Here is a 15448-nt window from a genome sequence, read left to right as displayed (position 1 = left end):
GTTTCCGGACGTATCGTCCGGAGCCCCGGCCTGCGGCCGCTTTCGCGCGTCCGTTCGTACCGCTGCCCGTCCGTGGACGGACCGTTGGCGTGATCATCTCCCCCTCATGTTGACCGTGGCCGTACATCACCCCGAGGCTTCACGCGGCCCGCACAACCGATACACCGTCATCACGGTTCCTCGACAGCGGGTTGACCGGTTCATCGTCTTCGGAAGGACCTTCCCGATGCGTCGTACCGCCGCGCTCCTCGGCGCTGCCGCCCTGCTGGGCGGAGCCGCCGCCCTCGCCACGCCCGCCACCGCCGCCCCGGCCGCGGCCAACTGCTACTCCTACGCCGGGGGTTGGAACGCCTACGGCGTCTGCAGTGGCAGCGACCCGCTCCAGGGCTGGTACGTCACCGTCACCTGCCAGTCCTGGAACGCCAACCACACCGTGCCGTTCTACCGCACCGCCATGGGCGGCGTGGTGTTCGGCGACGGCACCTCGGTCGCCTCCTGCGGGATCAACGACACCCTGAGCTTCCCGAACATCGTCTACGCCGGCCGCCTCCCCGTCCCGCCCGCCGGTCCGGTCGGCCCGATCACCGGCTACGCGGACAAGTGCGTGGACGTGAAGGGCGCCAGCGGCGCCGACCGCACCCCCGTCCAGATCTACGACTGCAACGGCACCAACGCCCAGCAGTGGAAGATCGCCGTGGACGGCACCGTCCGGGCCTTCAACAAGTGCCTGGACGTCACCGGCGCGGGCACGGCCAACGGCACCAAGGTCCAGCTGTACACCTGCAACGGCACCGGCGCACAGCAGTGGCAGGTCCGCGCGGACGGCTCGATCCTCAACCCGGTGTCCGGCCGCTGCCTCGACGACCTGGGCTTCTCCACGGAGAACGGCAACCAGCTCGGCATCTGGGACTGCAACGGCGCCGCCAACCAGGTCTGGCACGTCCCCGCCTGACGCGTCGTTCCCCCCGATCGTCCCTCATCACTTCCCAGGAGCTTCCCCGTGCGTCGTACCACCGCCATGTTCGCCACCGCCCTGCTCGCCGGTGCCGCCGCGCTCACCGCGCCCGCCACCGCGGGAGCCGCCACGAGCGCTCCTGCCGTCGCGGGTGCCGCAGGTGCCGCCGCCGCCCCGGCCGCCCTGACCGCCGGCAGCTGTACCGTCACCCGGGCCGGCCTCGGCTTCCTCGGCACCTGTACGGACATCGACCCGATGCAGACCTGGCGGGTCGCGGGCACCTGCCAGACCATCGGCACCAACGGGATCCCCGTGTACTCGGCGGCCAACGGCAGCTGGGTCACCGGCAACACCCGCGCCACCGCCACCTGCTTCGGCACCGCGATGCCGCAGTCCGGCTGGATCGTCGCCGGCCCCGCCGTCCCGGCCGGCCCGGTCGGACAGATCAGCGGCTACGCGAACAAGTGCGTGGACGTGCGCGGTGGCATCAACGGCAACGGCACCCCGGTCCAGATCTGGGACTGTCTGGGCAACGCCGCCCAGACCTGGAAGGTCGGCACCGACGGCACCGTCCGCGCTTTCGGCAAGTGCCTGGACGTGCAGGGCGGCAACACCGGCAACGCGACCCTGGTGCAGATCTACGACTGCAACGGCTCCGGTGCCCAGCAGTGGCAGGCCCGGGCGGACGGCTCGCTGCTCAACCCGCAGTCCGGCCGCTGCCTGGACGACCTGGGCTACTCCACCACGAACGGCAACCAGCTCGGCATCTGGGACTGCAACGGCGCCGCGAACCAGGTCTGGCACCTGCCGGTCTGACGCACCGTCGCCCTGTCCCCACTACTCCCTAGGAGTCTCCCCGTGCGTCGTATCGCCGCCATGTTCGCCACCGCTCTGCTCGCGGGAGCCGCCGCGCTGACCGCGCCCGCCGCCCAGGCGGCCGGGGGTGCCGCCCCGCAGGCCGCACCGCCCGCCCCGGTCGCGGCCGCCACGGCCGCCCAGAACTGCTCGTTGCGCTTTTTCACCGTTGGCGTCAACGGGACTTGCACCGGCCTCGACCCGGAGCAGCTCTGGGGCATCTCGGGCTGGTGTCAGGAGTTGGTGAACGGGGTCCTGTACCAGGAGCCGCTCGTCGGCCCTAACACCACCGGTGACGGAACCATCGGCGCGTCCTGCATCCAGGGCGGGAATGTGGCCTTCGCCCAGATCATCTTCGGGCCCACGCCCCCGGCCGGGCCGAGGGGGCCGATCACCGGGTACGGGAACAAGTGCGTCGATGTCCGCTACGGCAGCAACGCCAACGGCACCCCGGTCCAGATATACGACTGCCTGGGCAACGCCGCCCAGACCTGGAAGATCGCCGCGAACGGCACCATCCACGCGCTCGGCAAGTGCCTGGACGTCCAGGGCGGCAACACCGCCATCGGCACCCCGGTGCAGATCTACGACTGCAACGGCGGCGGCGCCCAGCAGTGGCAGGCCCGGCCCGACGGCTCGCTGTTCAACCCGATGTCCGGCCGCTGCCTGGACCTGTTCGCGTACTCCACCGCCAACGCGAGCCCGATCGTGATCTGGGACTGCAACGGCGCCGCCAACCAGGTCTGGCACCTGCCGGCCTGACGTGCCGTTGCCCCGCTCCCACTACTTCCCAGGAGTCTTCCCGTGCGTCGTACCGCCGCCATGTTCGCCACCGCCCTGCTCGCCGGGGCCGCCGCGCTGACCGCTCCCGCCGCCAATGCCGCCGGGAGCGGCCCGCAGGTCACGCCGCCCGCGCCGGTCGCGGACGCCGTGGCCGCCGAGAACTGCTCGCTCTCCGGCCGGATCACCGCCGTCGTCGGGACCTGTACGGGCCTCGATCCGCGGCAGACCTGGGGCATCTCGGGCTATTGCCAGGAATTCGCGAACGGCTTCCCTGTCATCGAGCCGCTCTGGAGTGCTGGGCCGGGCACCGGTGACGGCTCCGTCTTCGCCTCCTGCATCTACGGCGGGTGGGTGGCCTCCGCTCGGATCGTCTTCGGACCCAAGCCCCTGGCCGGCTAGACCGGCCCGGTACCACCCCGTCCGGCTCCGGGGCTGTGACGGCTGCGCCGACCAGGTCCGGTGCCTGCCGGTCCGCCCTCCGCTCAGCCCTGGCCCAGGGCGCCCCGGGCCAGGGCGGCGAGGCCGGCCGTGATCCGTTCCGGAGTGATGCCGCGCTCCCGCTGGTGGCGGAACAGCTCGGGGGCGAGCGGGGCGAGCAGCTGGTCGGCCAGGACCTCCGGGTCCGGCCGGCCGGCCTCGCGCACCAGGTGGGCGACGTGCAGCCGCCAGAAGGCGTGGGCGCCGGTCCGGTAGCGGGCCTCGCCGGTCTCGGCGCCGAGCACCAGGTGGACGTGGGTCTCCAGCAGTTCGACCATCGCCGCGTAGAAGGCGGCCAGCCGCTCCGCCGGGGCGGGGACCGTCCCGGCGGCCGTGTCGCCCGGGCCGAGCGGCGGGTCGCCGCGCAGCAGCCGCTCCTGCAGGGCGCGTTCGTGCTCGTCGAGCAGGGCGCGGGCGATCGAGGCGCGGTCGGGGTAGCGGCGGTAGAGCGTGCCGCGGCCGATGCCGGCGGCCCGGGCGATGTCGTCCATGGTGACGGCGGCCGGGTCGCCCGACGCGAAGAGCCGCTCGGCGGCGGCCAGCACCTTGGCCCGGTTGCGGGCGGCGTCGGCCCGTTCTCGGGGCGGCGGGCCGTCGGCCAGGGGGAGCTCGGTCGTCATGGGGAGCAACGGTAGAACGAAGGCACGCCCAAGGGAAGTGGACACGATGTCCGCTTCCCTTTACTGTTGGGCGCGTCGACAAGTGGACGCTGTGTCCGCTTAAGTCGGCGGTACCGTCCCGCCCAGACCGTCCCGGGGGTTCACCGTGTCCCACCTCCTGCACCTCGACAGCAGCGCGCGCACCGACTCCTTCACCCGCCGCCTCGGCGCCGCCTTCGCCGACGCCTGGCGCGCCGGCGGCGGCGAGGTCACCCACCGCGACCTCGCCGCCGAGCCCGTTCCGCCCATCCGCGAGGGCTGGACCCGGATCTGCGACACCCTCCAGCGCGAGGAGATCACCGACATCGCCCGCTACCCCGAGGCGGTCCGCACCGACCAGGAGCGCGCGGCCTGGGCCGTGGTCCGGCCGCTGCTCGACGAACTCGTCGCGGCCGACGCCGTCCTGGTCGGCGCGCCGATGTACAACTACGGCATCCCGTCCGCCCTCAAGGCCTGGATCGACCAGGTCACCTTCCCCCGGATGGTGCTCGCGCCGCGCAAGTTCGTGGTGGTCGCCGCCCGCGGCGGCGCCTACGGCCCGGGCGCCCCGCGCGAGCCCTACGACCACAACGGCCGCTACCTGACCGACTTCTTCCGCGGCCACTACGCGGTCGAGGATGCCGAGGTGATCGCCGCCGAACTCGTCAACTCCCTGGTCGACCCGGCCCTCGCCGGGCGGCTCGGCCAGCACCGCGAGTCGCTGGCCGACGCGCTGTACCGGGCCGGCGAACTCGGCACCAAGCTGGTCGGCTTCCGCATCCCGAGGGAGGACTGAGCGCCGTGCCGTGGCTCTGGCTGCTGCTCGCCGGGGTGGTCGAGGTCGCCTGGGCGCAGTCGATCGAACCGACCCGGGGTTTCACCCGCCTCCCGCAGAGCGCCCTGTGCCTCGCGCTCATGCTGGCCGCGGTCTACCTGCTCTCCCGCGCCCTCCAGGACCTCCCGGTCGGCCCCGGCTACGCCGTGTTCACCGGCATCGGCACTGTCGGCACCGTCCTGACCGCTCTGCTCGTCCGCCACGAGGTCCCGTCCCCCACCGCCTTCGCGGGCCTCGCCCTGATCACCGGGGGGCTGATCACGGTCCACCTGGGCTCGGCGGGCTGAGGCTGTCGGTAGAGATGTTGATGGAATACAATGGCTTGTACATCGCCAACATCGTTTGCCGGAGGTGCGGGATGTCCGTGACGCAGATCGACATCGACGACGAGGCGCTGGAACGTGCCATGTCACTGGCCGGGGTCCGGACCAAGAAGGAAGCCGTGAACCTGGCACTCCGGTACTACGCCGAGCAGCAGGAGCGCGCGGCGCGCATCGGCCGCCACTTCGAACGGGCCCGCCACTGGGGAGCCGTCGAGGATGCGGAGCGTCTGCACCGGATGGAGAAGGACGCCCGGTGATCTACCTGCTCGACACCTCCGCCCTGGTGCGGTTGCTGCGTGACCCGAAACTGCAGACATCCTGGTACGAGGCGATCGACGCCCAGTCGATCGCCTCGTGCTATCCGCAACGCGCCGAGTTCCTCTACACCGCGCGCGACGGCAGGGAGTACGACGAGGTCGCGGAGATGTTCGCGGACCTCTACCCCGACGTATCGGTCCCGAAAGGCGCGGGTCGATGGATCGACACTGTGCAGCGCCGGATGGCCCTCGCCGGACAGCACCGGAGCGCCTCTGCCGTCGACCTCATGATTGCCGCCACAGCCGCGCACCACGGGCTCACCGTGCTCCACGACGATGCCGACTACCGGACGGTGGCTCGCCACGCCCCCGATCTGACCGAGCACAACATCTTCGCGCACGATTGACAGGGAACTACTCGTCGACTCCCCGGAGCTCCGAGCGGACGATTCGTTTGGCCTCGGAGCCGAGGTCAGGATTGGCACTCACTCCTATGCCGGTGAAGCTCAGCCGATGGCGTGGCGGAACCTCGCCCTCGCCCACCAGACGGAGGGCGTGGCGGCGGACTTCCTCGGCCTGCTCCGGGTCCAGCCGGTCGATGAGGTCATGGAGCTCGGGGTAGTGGTCGTGGGCGACGCTCATGGCCTCACGATACTGCCGTTGGGGCTGGGCCCGGGGCCCGTTCAGGCCGTGAGGGCCCGGGGTGTGCCGGTCGCCGTGCGGGTCGCCGCGCGGGCCTCGTCGTAGCGGGTGAGGAGGAGGCGGGCCAGCTCGGGGGTGGGGGCGAGGACGTCGGCGAGGTGGTCGACGGCGGCCTCGGTGGCGGCCTCGGCGATGCGGTCGGGGAGCAGGCCGGGGGCGAGCAGGTAGGGGGAGACGGCGACCCGTTCGACGGCCGGGGCGCGGCGCAGGGCGGCGACGGCGTCGGGGACGCGGGGGCCGCCGGCGGAGGCGTAGGCGACCTCGACGGCGGCCCAGCCGCGGGTGCGGCGCCATTCGGCGGCGACCGCCCTGGTGGCGGCGTCGGCGGCCGGGTCGGAGGAGCCGGCGGCGGCGAGGACGACGCCGGTGCGGGCGCGGGCGGCGGGGGAGGCGAGTTCCGGCGCGGCCTCGGCGAGCCGGCGGTCGAGCGCGGCGAGCAGCAGCGGTGACGGTCCCAGCACGTCCGCGAGCGGCAGGTCGGCGCCGGCCGTGCGGAGGGCGGCGGGGATGTCGTGCTTGGCGTGGAAGGCCCGGTTGAGCAGCAGCGGGACGGCGATCGTGGCGCGGTCGAGCCGGTCCACCACCTGCGGGATGCGCGGTGCGCAGTGGTCCAGGTAGGCGGTGGCGACGTCCAGGCCGGGGCGCAGCCGGTGCAGCTGGGAGACCAGGGCGGCCACCGCGGCGGCGTGCCGGGGGTCGCGGCTGCCGTGGGCGATCAGGAGCAGGGCGGGGCTGCCCGCCGCCACCGGGGTGGCGGGGGCGGCGGACAGCCGTCGTTCGGTCATGCGGAGGGCCTTACTTGACGGCGGCCAGCAGGCCGCGGTTGCGCAGGACCCGGCGCTCGACCGGGGTGAAGACGAGCAGTTCGATGGCGATGCCGACGAACAGGATCAGGATGATGCCGAGCAGGACGCCCGCCATGTCGGAGAACTCGCGCTGGTTCTCCAGGAACCGGCCGAGGCCGAGGCCCAGGTCGGGGGAGGAGGCGACGAGTTCGGCGGCCATCAGCGAGCGCCAGGAGAAGGCCCAGCCCTGCTTGAGTCCGGCGAGGTAGCCGGGCAGCGCGGCGGGCAGCAGGATGTGCCGGGCCCCGGCGAGGCCGGTGGCGCCGATGGTGCGGCCGGCCCGCAGGAACAGCGGCGGCACCTGGTCGATGCCGGCGACCAGGCCGTTGGCGATCGAGGGGACGGCGCCGAGCAGGATGACGGCGTACATCATCGAGTCGTTGATGCCGAGCCAGATGACGGCGGCCGGGACCCAGGCGACCGAGGGCAGCGACTGGAGGCCGGAGAGGACCGGGCCGACCGCGGCGCGCACCGGCCTGACCCGGGAGACCAGCAGGCCGATCGGGGTGCCGATGAGGAGGGCGACCACGAAGCCGGACAGGCCGCGCCAGACGCTGGTCCAGATGATCGAGAACAGCGTGCCCTGGTACCAGAGGTCCTCGGCGGCGTGCCAGACGTCGAGCGGGCTGGGGAGCTTGTAGGCGGAGGTGACGTGCAGGCTGTAGGCGGCCTGCCAGAGGGCCAGCACCAGGAGGACGCCGAGCAGCGGCGGCAGGACCTTCTGCCGCAGCGTCTCGGCGGTGGAGTTGCGCTGGGTGACGACGGCGTCCAGCGCGTCCAGCCCGGCCTCGACGCCGGCGAAGTCGGCGACGGTACCGCCGTGGCCCGACCCGGCCTTGGTGGTGATGTCAGTGCTGGCCATGGCGGCGGATCTCCCCACGCAGTTCTTCGGTGATCTCGATGGACAGGTCCGCCACGCCGGCGGACTCGATCCGGCGGGGCTGCGGGAGGTCGATCGTCCACTCCCGGGCGACCCGCCCGGGGCGGGAGGAGAGCAGCACCACGCGCTGGGCGAGCCGGACGGCCTCCCGCACGTTGTGGGTGACGAAGAGGACGGACAGCTTCTGCTCGGCCCAGATCCGGGTGATCTCGTTGTGCAGGACGTCGCGGGTGATGGCGTCGAGGGCGGCGAACGGTTCGTCCATGAGCAGCACCTGGCTGCCCTGGGCGAGGGCACGGGCCAGTGCGACGCGCTGGCGCATGCCGCCGGACAGCTCGTGCACCCGCTTGCCGTAGGAGTCCTGGAGCCGGACGAGCTTCAGCAGGCGCTCGGCCTCGGGGCGGCGTTCGGCGCGGGCCGTGCCGGCGAGCTTGAGGGCGAGTTCGATGTTCTTGCCGGCGGTGAGCCATGGGAAGAGCGCGTGCTCCTGGAACATCAGCGCGGGGCGTCCGCCGGGGACGTCGATGCTGCCCGCGGTGGGCTTGTCGAGGCCGGCGACCAGGTTGAGCAGGGTGGACTTGCCGCAGCCCGAGGCGCCGAGCAGCGTGACGAACTCGCCCGGGGCGACGTCGAGGGTGATGTCGTCCAGGACGTGGGTCTGCGCGCCGGGGCGGCCGAAGGTCTTGTGCACGTGCGAGATCCGGACGGCGGGGGCACCGTCGAGGGTGCCGACGCCGTCGGCGTCGTTCGAGGTGGTCAGTGCCGGGCTCATTCCGGGCACCTCCTGCGTGGTTGGTCTGGCATCTGGCGACGAGGGAGCGGGGCCGAGGGCCGGGCCCCGCCCGGCCGTGCTCGGGGCATCGAGCGGGCAACGGACGGACGGGTGGGGGCCGGACCTCGGGGTTTCGGGCGCGGTACTGCGGTACGGCGGGCGCTACTTGGCGCCGAGGCCGGCGTCCGCGACGGGGCTCTGCCCCTTCTCCTTCAGCACCTTGTTGAGCAGGGTGAGGTCGTAGATGCCGTTCAGGTTCGGCTTCTTGAGCAGGCCCGCGGTGACCGCGTTGTCCGCCTCGGTCTGCAGGGTGGAGGCCAGCGGGTCGTCCAGGAAGTCGATGTCGGCCCAGGCCGGGTCGAGGATGGCCGGCTCCAGGGCGTTGCCGGCCTCCTTCTTGATCGCCTCGTTGGCGGTGGCCTTGGCCTTGTCCGGGTTGGCCTTGATGTAGGCGTTGGTGCTCACCGAGCCGCGCAGTACGGCCTCGACCACGTCGGGGTGCTCGGTGAGGAACTTCTGCGAGACGATGATGTTGGTGATCACGAACTTCTTGTCCGGCCAGATGTCCTTCTCGTTGAGGAGGACCTTCGCGCCGAGGGTGACCAGCTTGGAGGCGGTCGGCTCGGGCACCCAGGCGGCGTCGATGGAGCCCTGCTTGTAGGCGTCCGGGGTGACCTTGTTGTCGGAGCGGACCACGCTGACGTCGCCGGCGCCGGACTGGGCGTCGACCTTGAAGCCCTTGCCGGCCAGGTAGTTGAGCAGCGCCACGTCCTGGGTGTTGCCCAGCTGCGGGGTGGCGATCTTCTTGCCCTTGAGGTCGTCCAGCGAGGTGATCTTGTCCGGGTTGGCGACCAGCTTGACGCCGCCGGAGGCCGAACCGCCGATGATCTTCAGCGACTTGCCCTCGGACTTGGTGAAGCCGTTGATCGCCGGGGAGGGGCCGATCCAGCCGATGTCGATGGAGCCGGCGTTGAGCGCCTCGATCTCGGCCGGGCCCGCGTTGAAGACCTGGGTCTTGATCTGGGTGGAGCCCAGCTCCTTCTGGAATATGCCGTCCTGGAGGCCGACCAGCGGGGTGCCGTGGGTGAGGTTGGCGAAGTAGCCGATCCGCACGGTGTCGGCGGAGAGCTTGGCCGCGGCCCCGCCGGAGGCGGAATCGGCGGCGGGGGCGGCGGTGTTGGTCTTCTTGTCGTCGTTCTTGGAGCCGTAGCTGCACGCGGAGAGCAGCGCGACGGCGGTGAGGCCGGCCACGACGGTCACGGCGGAGCGTCTGATCCGGCCGGCGCGGGGGCGAGTGGTCGGATGCGGGTCGTGGCCGTGCGACAGTGCCTGGTTCGGTGCCATGGTGAGTCCTGTTCGCGGACGGACCGTCAGGAAGCGGTCTCGGGGCGGAAGTTCGGTCAAGGTTGTGCTTGCGGCACCGTGCGGGGTGCCGGGCAAGCCGGGCCGGCCTGCGGTCGGGGCAGTCGGTCCGGTGACAGGGCGCTTCTCAGCCCTGTCGGCCCGCACATCGCGTCAGGCCGCCCTGGCCGCTGCCGAGGACGCCGCTGCCGATGCGGCCGCCTTCCTTGTCCATGCCCGAGAACGCCTCGCTGGGCATCAGACCCAGTCCTCCTCGTCGGGTTCGCTGTCGTCGGTGGTGCGTACGGTTCCGAAGGCCTCGCCCGCCATGCCGGCGGTGAGGGTGGTGCCGTCGGCCGGGTCGATCAGCAGGAACGATCCGGTCCGGCGGTTGTCGGTGTAGTCGTCGAGCGCCAGCGGTTCGGCGGTGCGCAGCACCACGCGGCCGATGTCGTTGACGTTCAGGCCGTCGGCGCCGGAGCGCCGCTCCAGCGTGTCGATGTCGATCCGGTAGCCGATCTCCTTGACCAGCGCCCGGACCGTGCGGGTGGTGTGCTTGAGCAGCACCTTGTCGCCGGCCCGCAGCGGACGCTCGTTGAGGTGGCTGACGGTGGCCTCGATGTCCCTGGTGGGGACGGGGGCCGGGCCGGTGGCGATGAGGTCGCCGCGGGAGATGTCGATGTCGTCGGCCAGGCGCACGGTGACCGACTGGGGGGTCCAGGCGATGTCGGTGGCGCGGCCGAGCACGTCGATGCCGGTGACGGTGGTGGTGTGGCCGGAGGGCAGCACGGTGACCGGGTCGCCGACCCGCAGCACGCCGGAGGCCAGCTGGCCCGCGTAGCCGCGGTAGTCCGGGTGCTCCTCGGTCTGCGGGCGGATCACGTACTGGACCGGGAAGCGGGTCGGTTCGGCGCTCGGGTCGCTGCCGACCGGGACCGTCTCCAGGTGCTCCAGCAGGGTCGGGCCGCCGTACCAGTCCATGTGCGCGGAGGGCTCGACGACGTTGTCCCCGGCGAGTGCGGAGATCGGGACGGCGAGCACGTCGCCGATGCCGAGCGAGGCCGCGTAGGCGGTGAACTCGGCGGCGATGGCGGCGAAGACCGGCTCCGCGTAGTCGACCAGGTCCATCTTGTTGACGGCCAGCACGACGTGCGGCACCCGCAGCAGGGCCGCGACGGCGGCGTGCCGGCGGGTCTGCTCGACGACGCCGTTGCGGGCGTCGACCAGGACGACGGCCAGTTCGGCGGTGGAGGCGCCGGTGACCATGTTGCGGGTGTACTGCACGTGCCCGGGGGTGTCGGCGAGGATGAACCGGCGCCGGGGGGTGGCGAAGTAGCGGTAGGCGACGTCGATGGTGATGCCCTGCTCGCGCTCGGCGCGCAGGCCGTCGGTGAGCAGCGCCAGGTCGGGCGTCTCCTGGCCGCGGCTGAGGGAGACCCGCTCGACGGCCTCCAGCTGGTCGGCGAGCACCGACTTGGAGTCGTGCAGCAGCCGGCCGACCAGGGTGGACTTGCCGTCGTCGACGGAGCCGGCGGTGGCGAAGCGCAGCAGCGAGGTGGCGGTGCCGGTCCGGGTCGTGCCGGTCGGGGTGGTGCTCATTAGAAGTATCCCTCGCGCTTGCGGTCTTCCATCGCGGCCTCGGAGAGCTTGTCGTCGGCCCGGGTGGCGCCGCGCTCGGTGAGGCGGCTGGCGGCGATCTCGGCGATGACGGCCCGGATGGTGGCGGCGTCGGAGTCGACGGCGCCGGTGCAGGACATGTCGCCGACGGTGCGGTAGCGGATCAGCCGCCGCTCGACGGGCTCGTCGTCCCTGGGGCCGCCCCACTCGCCGGCGGTCAGCCACATGCCGCCGCGGGCGAAGACGTCGCGCTCGTGGGCGTAGTAGATCTCCGGGAGTTCGACGGACTCGCGCTCGATGTACTGCCAGACGTCCAGCTCGGTCCAGTTGGAGAGCGGGAAGACGCGCACGTGCTCGCCGACGGCGTGCCGGCCGTTGTAGAGCGACCACAGCTCGGGGCGCTGGCGGCGCGGGTCCCAGGCGCCGAACTCGTCGCGCAGGGAGAAGACGCGCTCCTTGGCGCGGGCCTTCTCCTCGTCGCGGCGGCCGCCGCCGAAGACGGCGTCGAAGCGGCCCTTCTCGATGGCGTCGAGCAGGGGGACGGTCTGCAGCGGGTTGCGGGTGCCGTCCGGGCGTTCGCGCAGTCGGCCGTCGTCGATGAAGTCCTGCACCGAGGCGACGTGCAGCCGCAGGTTGTGCTCGGCCGCCACCCGGTCCCGGTACTCGATGACCTCGGGGAAGTTGTGGCCGGTGTCGACGTGCAGCAGCGAGAACGGGATCGCGGCCGGCCGGAAGGCCTTGAGCGCCAGGTGCAGCATGACGATGGAGTCCTTGCCGCCGGAGAACAGGATCACCGGGCGCTCGAACTCCCCCGCGACCTCGCGGAAGATGTGCACCGACTCGGCCTCCAGCGCGTCCAGGTGGGACAGCGCGAAGGGCCCCTCCGGATTCTGGTCGGGGTCGTCGTTACGGAGCAGGCTGTCCGTCGCGGTGGTCATGCCAGGCCCCTCTCGGTCAGGAAGACGTGCAGCTCGGCGGCGGAGTCGGCCACCTCGCGTCCCTGGGTCTGCAGCCGCAGCTCCGGGTGCTCCGGGGCCTCGTACGGGTCGTCGACGCCGGTCAGGCCGGAGATCTCGCCGGCCGCCTGCTTGGCGTACAGCCCCTTGACGTCGCGTTCGGCGCAGAGCTCGACCGGGGTGGCGACGTGGATCTCCAGGAACGCGGTGCCGTTGGCACCGTGCCGCTCGCGGACCGCCGCGCGGGAGTCCGCGAACGGGGCGATCACCGGGGCGAGCACCTTGACGCCGTTGGCGGCGAGCTTCTCGGCGACGAAGCCGATCCGGGTGACGTTGGTGTGGCGGTCCTCGCGGCTGAAGCCGAGGCCCTTGGAGAGGAACTCGCGGATCTCGTCGCCGTCCAGGACCTCGACCTTGTGGCCCTCGGCGCGCAGCCGGTCGGCCAGGGCGAAGGCGAGCGTGGTCTTGCCCGCGCTCGGGAGCCCGGTCAGCCACACGGTGGCGCCGCGCTCGCAGGGACCGGCCGCGGGGGCCGCCTCTGCGGCTCCGGCGGCGGCCGGGGTGTCGGCTGTGGTCACGGTGGAAGTCCTTAGAACGGGGGTCGACGGTGGGTCTGCCGGGGTCGGGTCTAGAGGTGGATGCCGCACTCGGTCTTGCCGGAGCCGGACCAGCGGCCGGACCTGGCGTCCTCGCCCTCGCCCGGCTTGCGGGTGCAGGAGAGCGGCGAGCAGCCGATCGAGGTGTAGCCCTCCCACAGCAGCGGGTTGAGCAGCACGCCGTTGGCGTTGACGTAGGCGTCCACGTCCTCCTGCGTCCAGCGGGCGATCGGGGCGAGCTTGACCTTGCGGCGCCGGGGGTCCCAGGAGACCACCGGGGTGTTCGCGCGGGTCGGCGACTCGTCGCGGCGCAGTCCGGTGGCCCAGGCGTCGTAGCCGCCCAGGCCGCGGTTCAGCGGCTCGACCTTCCGCAGCGCGCAGCACTGGTCCGGGTCGCGGTCGTGCAGCTCCGGCCCGTACTGGGCGTCCTGCTCGGCCACGGTCAGCGCCGGGGTGAGCGTGATGACGTTGACCGGCATGGTCGCGGCCACCGCGTCCCGGGTGCCGATGGTCTCCGGGAAGTGGTAGCCGGTGTCCAGGAACACCACGTCGACCCCGGGGAACACCGAGGAGGCCAGGTGGGCGACGACCGCGTCCTCCATCGAGGAGGTGACGCAGAAGCGCTTGCCGAAGGTGTCGGCGGCCCAGCGCAGGATCTCCTGCGGCTCGGCCTCCTCCAGCTCGCGGCCGGCCCTGGTGGCCAGCTCCTCGAAGTCAGTCGTCGTGCCGGTCACTCCGGTTACCCCCATTGCTCGGTGACAGCAGGCCGAGGAACTTCAACTGGAAGGCCCGGCGGCACCCGTGGCATTCCCAGGCGCCGTGCCCGGCCTCGGACGGACGCAGGTCCTCGTCCCCGCAGTACGGGCAGAAGAAGGGGGCGGCACGCTCACTCACGACAGTTGCTCCTCGCTGGCCCGGGCCGCCCACTGGGCGAAGCGCTCGCCCTCGGTGCGGTCCTCCTGGTACCGGGTCAGGACGCGCTCGACGTAGTCGGGCAGGCCGTCCTTGGTGACCTTGAGGCCGCGGACCTTGCGGCCGAAGCCGGCCTCCAGTCCGAGCGCGCCGCCCAGGTGCACCTGGTAGCCCTCGACCTGGTTGCCCTGCTCGTCCGTCACCAGCTGGCCCTTGAGACCGATGTCCGCGACCTGGATGCGGGCGCAGGCGTTCGGGCAGCCGTTGATGTTGATGGTCAGCGGCTCGGCGAACCCGGGCAGCCGCTGCTCCAGCTCGTCGATGAGCGTGCGGCCACGCTCCTTGGTCTCGACGATGGCGAGCTTGCAGTACTCGATGCCGGTGCAGGCCATGGTGCCGCGGCGGAACGGCGAGGGGGTGACCCGCAGGTCCAGCGCCTCCAGGCCGGCCACCAGGGACTCGACCCGGTCCTCGGGGATGTCGAGCACGATCATCTTCTGCTCGGCGGTGGTGCGCAGCCGGTCGCTGCCGTGGGCCTCGGCGAGGTCGGCGATCTGCCCGAGCAGCTTGCCGTCGACCCGGCCGACCCGCGGTGCGAAGCCGACGTAGTAGCGGCCGTCCTTCTGCCGGTGCACGCCGACGTGGTCGCGCCAGCGGCCGCTCGGCTCCGCCGGGGCGGGGCCGTCGACCAGCTTGTACTTGAGGTACTCGTCCTCCAGCACCTGGCGGAACTTCTCGGTGCCCCAGTCGGCGACCAGGAACTTCAGCCGGGCGCGGTTGCGCAGCCGGCGGTAGCCGTAGTCGCGGAAGATGCCGATCACGCCGCCGTAGACGTCGGCGACCTCGTCGAGCGGGACCCAGGCGCCGAGCCGGACGCCGAGCTTGGGGTTGGTGGACAGGCCGCCGCCGACCCAGAGGTCGAAGCCGGGGCCGTGCTCGGGGTGGACCACGCCGACGAAGGCGATGTCGTTGATCTCGTGGGCGACGTCCAGGAGCGGCGAGCCGGAGACGGCGGACTTGAACTTGCGCGGCAGGTTGGAGAAGTCCTTGTTGCCGATGAAGCGGCGCTGGATCTCGTCGATGGCGGGGGTGCCGTCGATGATCTCGTCCTCGGCGATGCCGGCCACCGGGGAGCCGAGGATGACCCGCGGGGTGTCGCCGCAGGCCTCGGTGGTGGACAGGCCGACGGCCTCCAGCTTCTGCCAGATCGCCGGGACGTCCTCGATCCGGATCCAGTGGTACTGGACGTTCTGCCGGTCGGTCAGGTCGGCGGTGTTGCGGCCGTACTCCTCGGAGACCTCGGCGATGGCGCGCAGCTGGGCGACCGTCAGCCGGCCGCCGTCGATCCGGACCCGGAGCATGAAGTACTCGGCGTCGAGCTCGTGCGGGTCCAGGATCGCGGTCTTGCCGCCGTCGATGCCCTCCTTGCGCTGGGTGTACAGCCCCCACCAGCGCATCCGGCCGCGCAGGTCGGCCGGGTCGATCGAGTCGAAGCCCCGCTGCGCGTAGATCGTCTCAATACGTGTCCGCACATTGAGACCGTCGTCGTCCTTCTTGAACTGCTCGTTGGCGTTCAAGGGGGTGAAGTGACCCATGCCCCACTGGCCCTCGCCGCGGTGACGGGTCACCTTGCGAGCTGCGACGGGGCGGCGCGCCGGGGCGCTCTCGGCCGTGGGCTCGGCGGTCTCGGGGGTGGTGGCCATG

The 15448-nt window shown here is 72.0% G+C and carries 20 protein-coding genes; 8 read left to right on the top strand and 12 right to left on the bottom strand.

Annotation, left to right across the window (positions count from 1 at the left end):
- Positions 1-226 precede the first annotated feature (226 nt).
- From IF01_RS51500 to IF01_RS0101225, 4 genes are read left to right on the top strand one after another with little or no spacing between them, the layout of a single operon-like run.
- Positions 227-952: a ricin-type beta-trefoil lectin domain protein gene (locus IF01_RS51500; RefSeq protein ID WP_051754801.1), complete on the top strand. Its 726-nt coding sequence runs from the start codon at positions 227-229 to the stop codon at positions 950-952.
- Positions 953-1000: 48 nt separating this feature from the next.
- Positions 1001-1771 carry a ricin-type beta-trefoil lectin domain protein gene (locus IF01_RS0101235; protein ID WP_030391307.1) on the top strand — a complete coding sequence of 257 codons (771 nt, stop codon included), beginning with the start codon at positions 1001-1003 and terminating at the stop codon, positions 1769-1771.
- Between the two features lie 42 nt (positions 1772-1813).
- Positions 1814-2572: a ricin-type beta-trefoil lectin domain protein gene (locus IF01_RS43425; protein WP_244215394.1), complete on the top strand. Its 759-nt coding sequence runs from the start codon at positions 1814-1816 to the stop codon at positions 2570-2572.
- Positions 2573-2614: 42 nt separating this feature from the next.
- A complete protein-coding gene (locus tag IF01_RS0101225; protein WP_149030492.1) occupies positions 2615-2992 on the top strand; it encodes a hypothetical protein in 378 nt (125 codons plus the stop codon).
- Positions 2993-3075: 83 nt separating this feature from the next.
- Here IF01_RS0101225 and IF01_RS0101220 read toward each other — a convergent pair whose 3' ends face one another.
- Positions 3076-3690 (bottom strand): TetR/AcrR family transcriptional regulator, encoded by a 615-nt coding sequence (locus tag IF01_RS0101220; RefSeq protein ID WP_051741956.1) that lies wholly within the window; start codon positions 3688-3690, stop codon positions 3076-3078.
- Between the two features lie 145 nt (positions 3691-3835).
- Between IF01_RS0101220 and IF01_RS0101215 the strand changes: the two genes are divergently transcribed.
- The 4 genes from IF01_RS0101215 (at position 3836) to IF01_RS0101200 (ending at position 5530) form a co-directional block, all read left to right on the top strand.
- The gene (locus IF01_RS0101215) at positions 3836-4504 is read left to right on the top strand and encodes an FMN-dependent NADH-azoreductase (RefSeq protein WP_030391303.1); all 669 of its coding nucleotides are present in this window, start codon (positions 3836-3838) and stop codon (positions 4502-4504) included.
- A gap of 5 nt (positions 4505-4509) precedes the next feature.
- Positions 4510-4830, top strand: coding sequence for a DMT family transporter (locus IF01_RS0101210; RefSeq protein ID WP_030391302.1), 321 nt, complete (start codon positions 4510-4512; stop codon positions 4828-4830).
- Positions 4831-4901: 71 nt separating this feature from the next.
- Positions 4902-5123: a type II toxin-antitoxin system VapB family antitoxin gene (locus IF01_RS0101205; protein WP_030391301.1), complete on the top strand. Its 222-nt coding sequence runs from the start codon at positions 4902-4904 to the stop codon at positions 5121-5123.
- On the top strand, positions 5120-5530 hold the full coding sequence (locus IF01_RS0101200) for a PIN domain-containing protein (protein ID WP_030391300.1): 411 nt from the start codon (positions 5120-5122) through the stop codon (positions 5528-5530). The genes IF01_RS0101205 and IF01_RS0101200 overlap by 4 nt, the downstream gene beginning before the upstream one ends.
- A gap of 7 nt (positions 5531-5537) precedes the next feature.
- On the opposite strand, the gene IF01_RS0101195 is transcribed toward IF01_RS0101200, so the two are convergent.
- The 11 genes from IF01_RS0101195 to IF01_RS0101140 form a co-directional block, all read right to left on the bottom strand.
- On the bottom strand, positions 5538-5765 hold the full coding sequence (locus IF01_RS0101195) for a hypothetical protein (protein WP_030391299.1): 228 nt from the start codon (positions 5763-5765) through the stop codon (positions 5538-5540).
- Between the two features lie 41 nt (positions 5766-5806).
- Positions 5807-6610, bottom strand: coding sequence for a sirohydrochlorin chelatase (locus tag IF01_RS0101190; RefSeq protein WP_030391298.1), 804 nt, complete (start codon positions 6608-6610; stop codon positions 5807-5809).
- Positions 6611-6620: 10 nt separating this feature from the next.
- Positions 6621-7532, bottom strand: coding sequence for an ABC transporter permease (locus IF01_RS0101185; RefSeq protein WP_030391297.1), 912 nt, complete (start codon positions 7530-7532; stop codon positions 6621-6623).
- Positions 7519-8322, bottom strand: a complete 804-nt coding sequence (locus IF01_RS0101180) for an ABC transporter ATP-binding protein (protein ID WP_030391296.1) — start codon at positions 8320-8322, stop codon at positions 7519-7521. Before IF01_RS0101180 ends, IF01_RS0101185 begins: the two co-directional genes overlap by 14 nt.
- A gap of 162 nt (positions 8323-8484) precedes the next feature.
- Positions 8485-9666 carry an aliphatic sulfonate ABC transporter substrate-binding protein gene (locus tag IF01_RS0101175; RefSeq protein WP_078879561.1) on the bottom strand — a complete coding sequence of 394 codons (1182 nt, stop codon included), beginning with the start codon at positions 9664-9666 and terminating at the stop codon, positions 8485-8487.
- Between the two features lie 255 nt (positions 9667-9921).
- A complete protein-coding gene (locus IF01_RS0101165; protein WP_030391294.1) occupies positions 9922-11262 on the bottom strand; it encodes a sulfate adenylyltransferase subunit 1 in 1341 nt (446 codons plus the stop codon).
- Positions 11262-12218, bottom strand: coding sequence for a sulfate adenylyltransferase subunit CysD (cysD, locus tag IF01_RS0101160; protein ID WP_030391293.1), 957 nt, complete (start codon positions 12216-12218; stop codon positions 11262-11264). Before cysD ends, IF01_RS0101165 begins: the two co-directional genes overlap by 1 nt.
- Entirely contained in the window at positions 12215-12814 is a 600-nt protein-coding gene (gene cysC, locus IF01_RS0101155; protein ID WP_255360254.1) for an adenylyl-sulfate kinase, read from the bottom strand. The genes cysD and cysC overlap by 4 nt, the downstream gene beginning before the upstream one ends.
- Before the next feature lie 50 nt (positions 12815-12864).
- Positions 12865-13566, bottom strand: coding sequence for a phosphoadenylyl-sulfate reductase (locus tag IF01_RS0101150; protein WP_233290303.1), 702 nt, complete (start codon positions 13564-13566; stop codon positions 12865-12867).
- The gene (locus tag IF01_RS0101145) at positions 13547-13726 is read right to left on the bottom strand and encodes an eL43 family ribosomal protein (protein ID WP_030391290.1); all 180 of its coding nucleotides are present in this window, start codon (positions 13724-13726) and stop codon (positions 13547-13549) included. Before IF01_RS0101145 ends, IF01_RS0101150 begins: the two co-directional genes overlap by 20 nt.
- On the bottom strand, positions 13723-15447 hold the full coding sequence (locus IF01_RS0101140; protein ID WP_030391289.1) for a nitrite/sulfite reductase: 1725 nt from the start codon (positions 15445-15447) through the stop codon (positions 13723-13725). Before IF01_RS0101140 ends, IF01_RS0101145 begins: the two co-directional genes overlap by 4 nt.
- Between the last annotated feature and the right edge of the window lies 1 nt (position 15448).

It is taken from the genome of Kitasatospora purpeofusca, assembly GCF_000718025.1.
GTDB classification, from domain to species: domain Bacteria; phylum Actinomycetota; class Actinomycetes; order Streptomycetales; family Streptomycetaceae; genus Kitasatospora; species Kitasatospora purpeofusca.
The sequence above is the reverse complement of the archived record's forward strand: the minus strand, read 5'-3'. Positions and strand labels throughout refer to the sequence as shown.

Excerpts from the sequence above, each read along its gene's own strand:
- IF01_RS0101205 (WP_030391301.1), top strand. The coding sequence starts at position 4,902 with ATGTCCGTGACGCAGATCGACATCGACGACGAGGCGCTGGAACGTGCC.
- IF01_RS51500 (WP_051754801.1), top strand. The coding sequence starts at position 227 with ATGCGTCGTACCGCCGCGCTCCTCGGCGCTGCCGCCCTGCTGGGCGGA.
- IF01_RS0101140 (WP_030391289.1), bottom strand. The coding sequence starts at position 15,447 with ATGGCCACCACCCCCGAGACCGCCGAGCCCACGGCCGAGAGCGCCCCG.
- IF01_RS0101195 (WP_030391299.1), bottom strand. The coding sequence starts at position 5,765 with ATGAGCGTCGCCCACGACCACTACCCCGAGCTCCATGACCTCATCGAC.
- IF01_RS0101190 (WP_030391298.1), bottom strand. The coding sequence starts at position 6,610 with ATGACCGAACGACGGCTGTCCGCCGCCCCCGCCACCCCGGTGGCGGCG.
- IF01_RS0101175 (WP_078879561.1), bottom strand. The coding sequence starts at position 9,666 with ATGGCACCGAACCAGGCACTGTCGCACGGCCACGACCCGCATCCGACC.
- IF01_RS0101165 (WP_030391294.1), bottom strand. The coding sequence starts at position 11,262 with ATGAGCACCACCCCGACCGGCACGACCCGGACCGGCACCGCCACCTCG.
- IF01_RS0101180 (WP_030391296.1), bottom strand. The coding sequence starts at position 8,322 with ATGAGCCCGGCACTGACCACCTCGAACGACGCCGACGGCGTCGGCACC.
- IF01_RS0101185 (WP_030391297.1), bottom strand. The coding sequence starts at position 7,532 with ATGGCCAGCACTGACATCACCACCAAGGCCGGGTCGGGCCACGGCGGT.
- IF01_RS0101220 (WP_051741956.1), bottom strand. The coding sequence starts at position 3,690 with ATGACGACCGAGCTCCCCCTGGCCGACGGCCCGCCGCCCCGAGAACGG.
- cysD (WP_030391293.1), bottom strand. The coding sequence starts at position 12,218 with ATGACCACCGCGACGGACAGCCTGCTCCGTAACGACGACCCCGACCAG.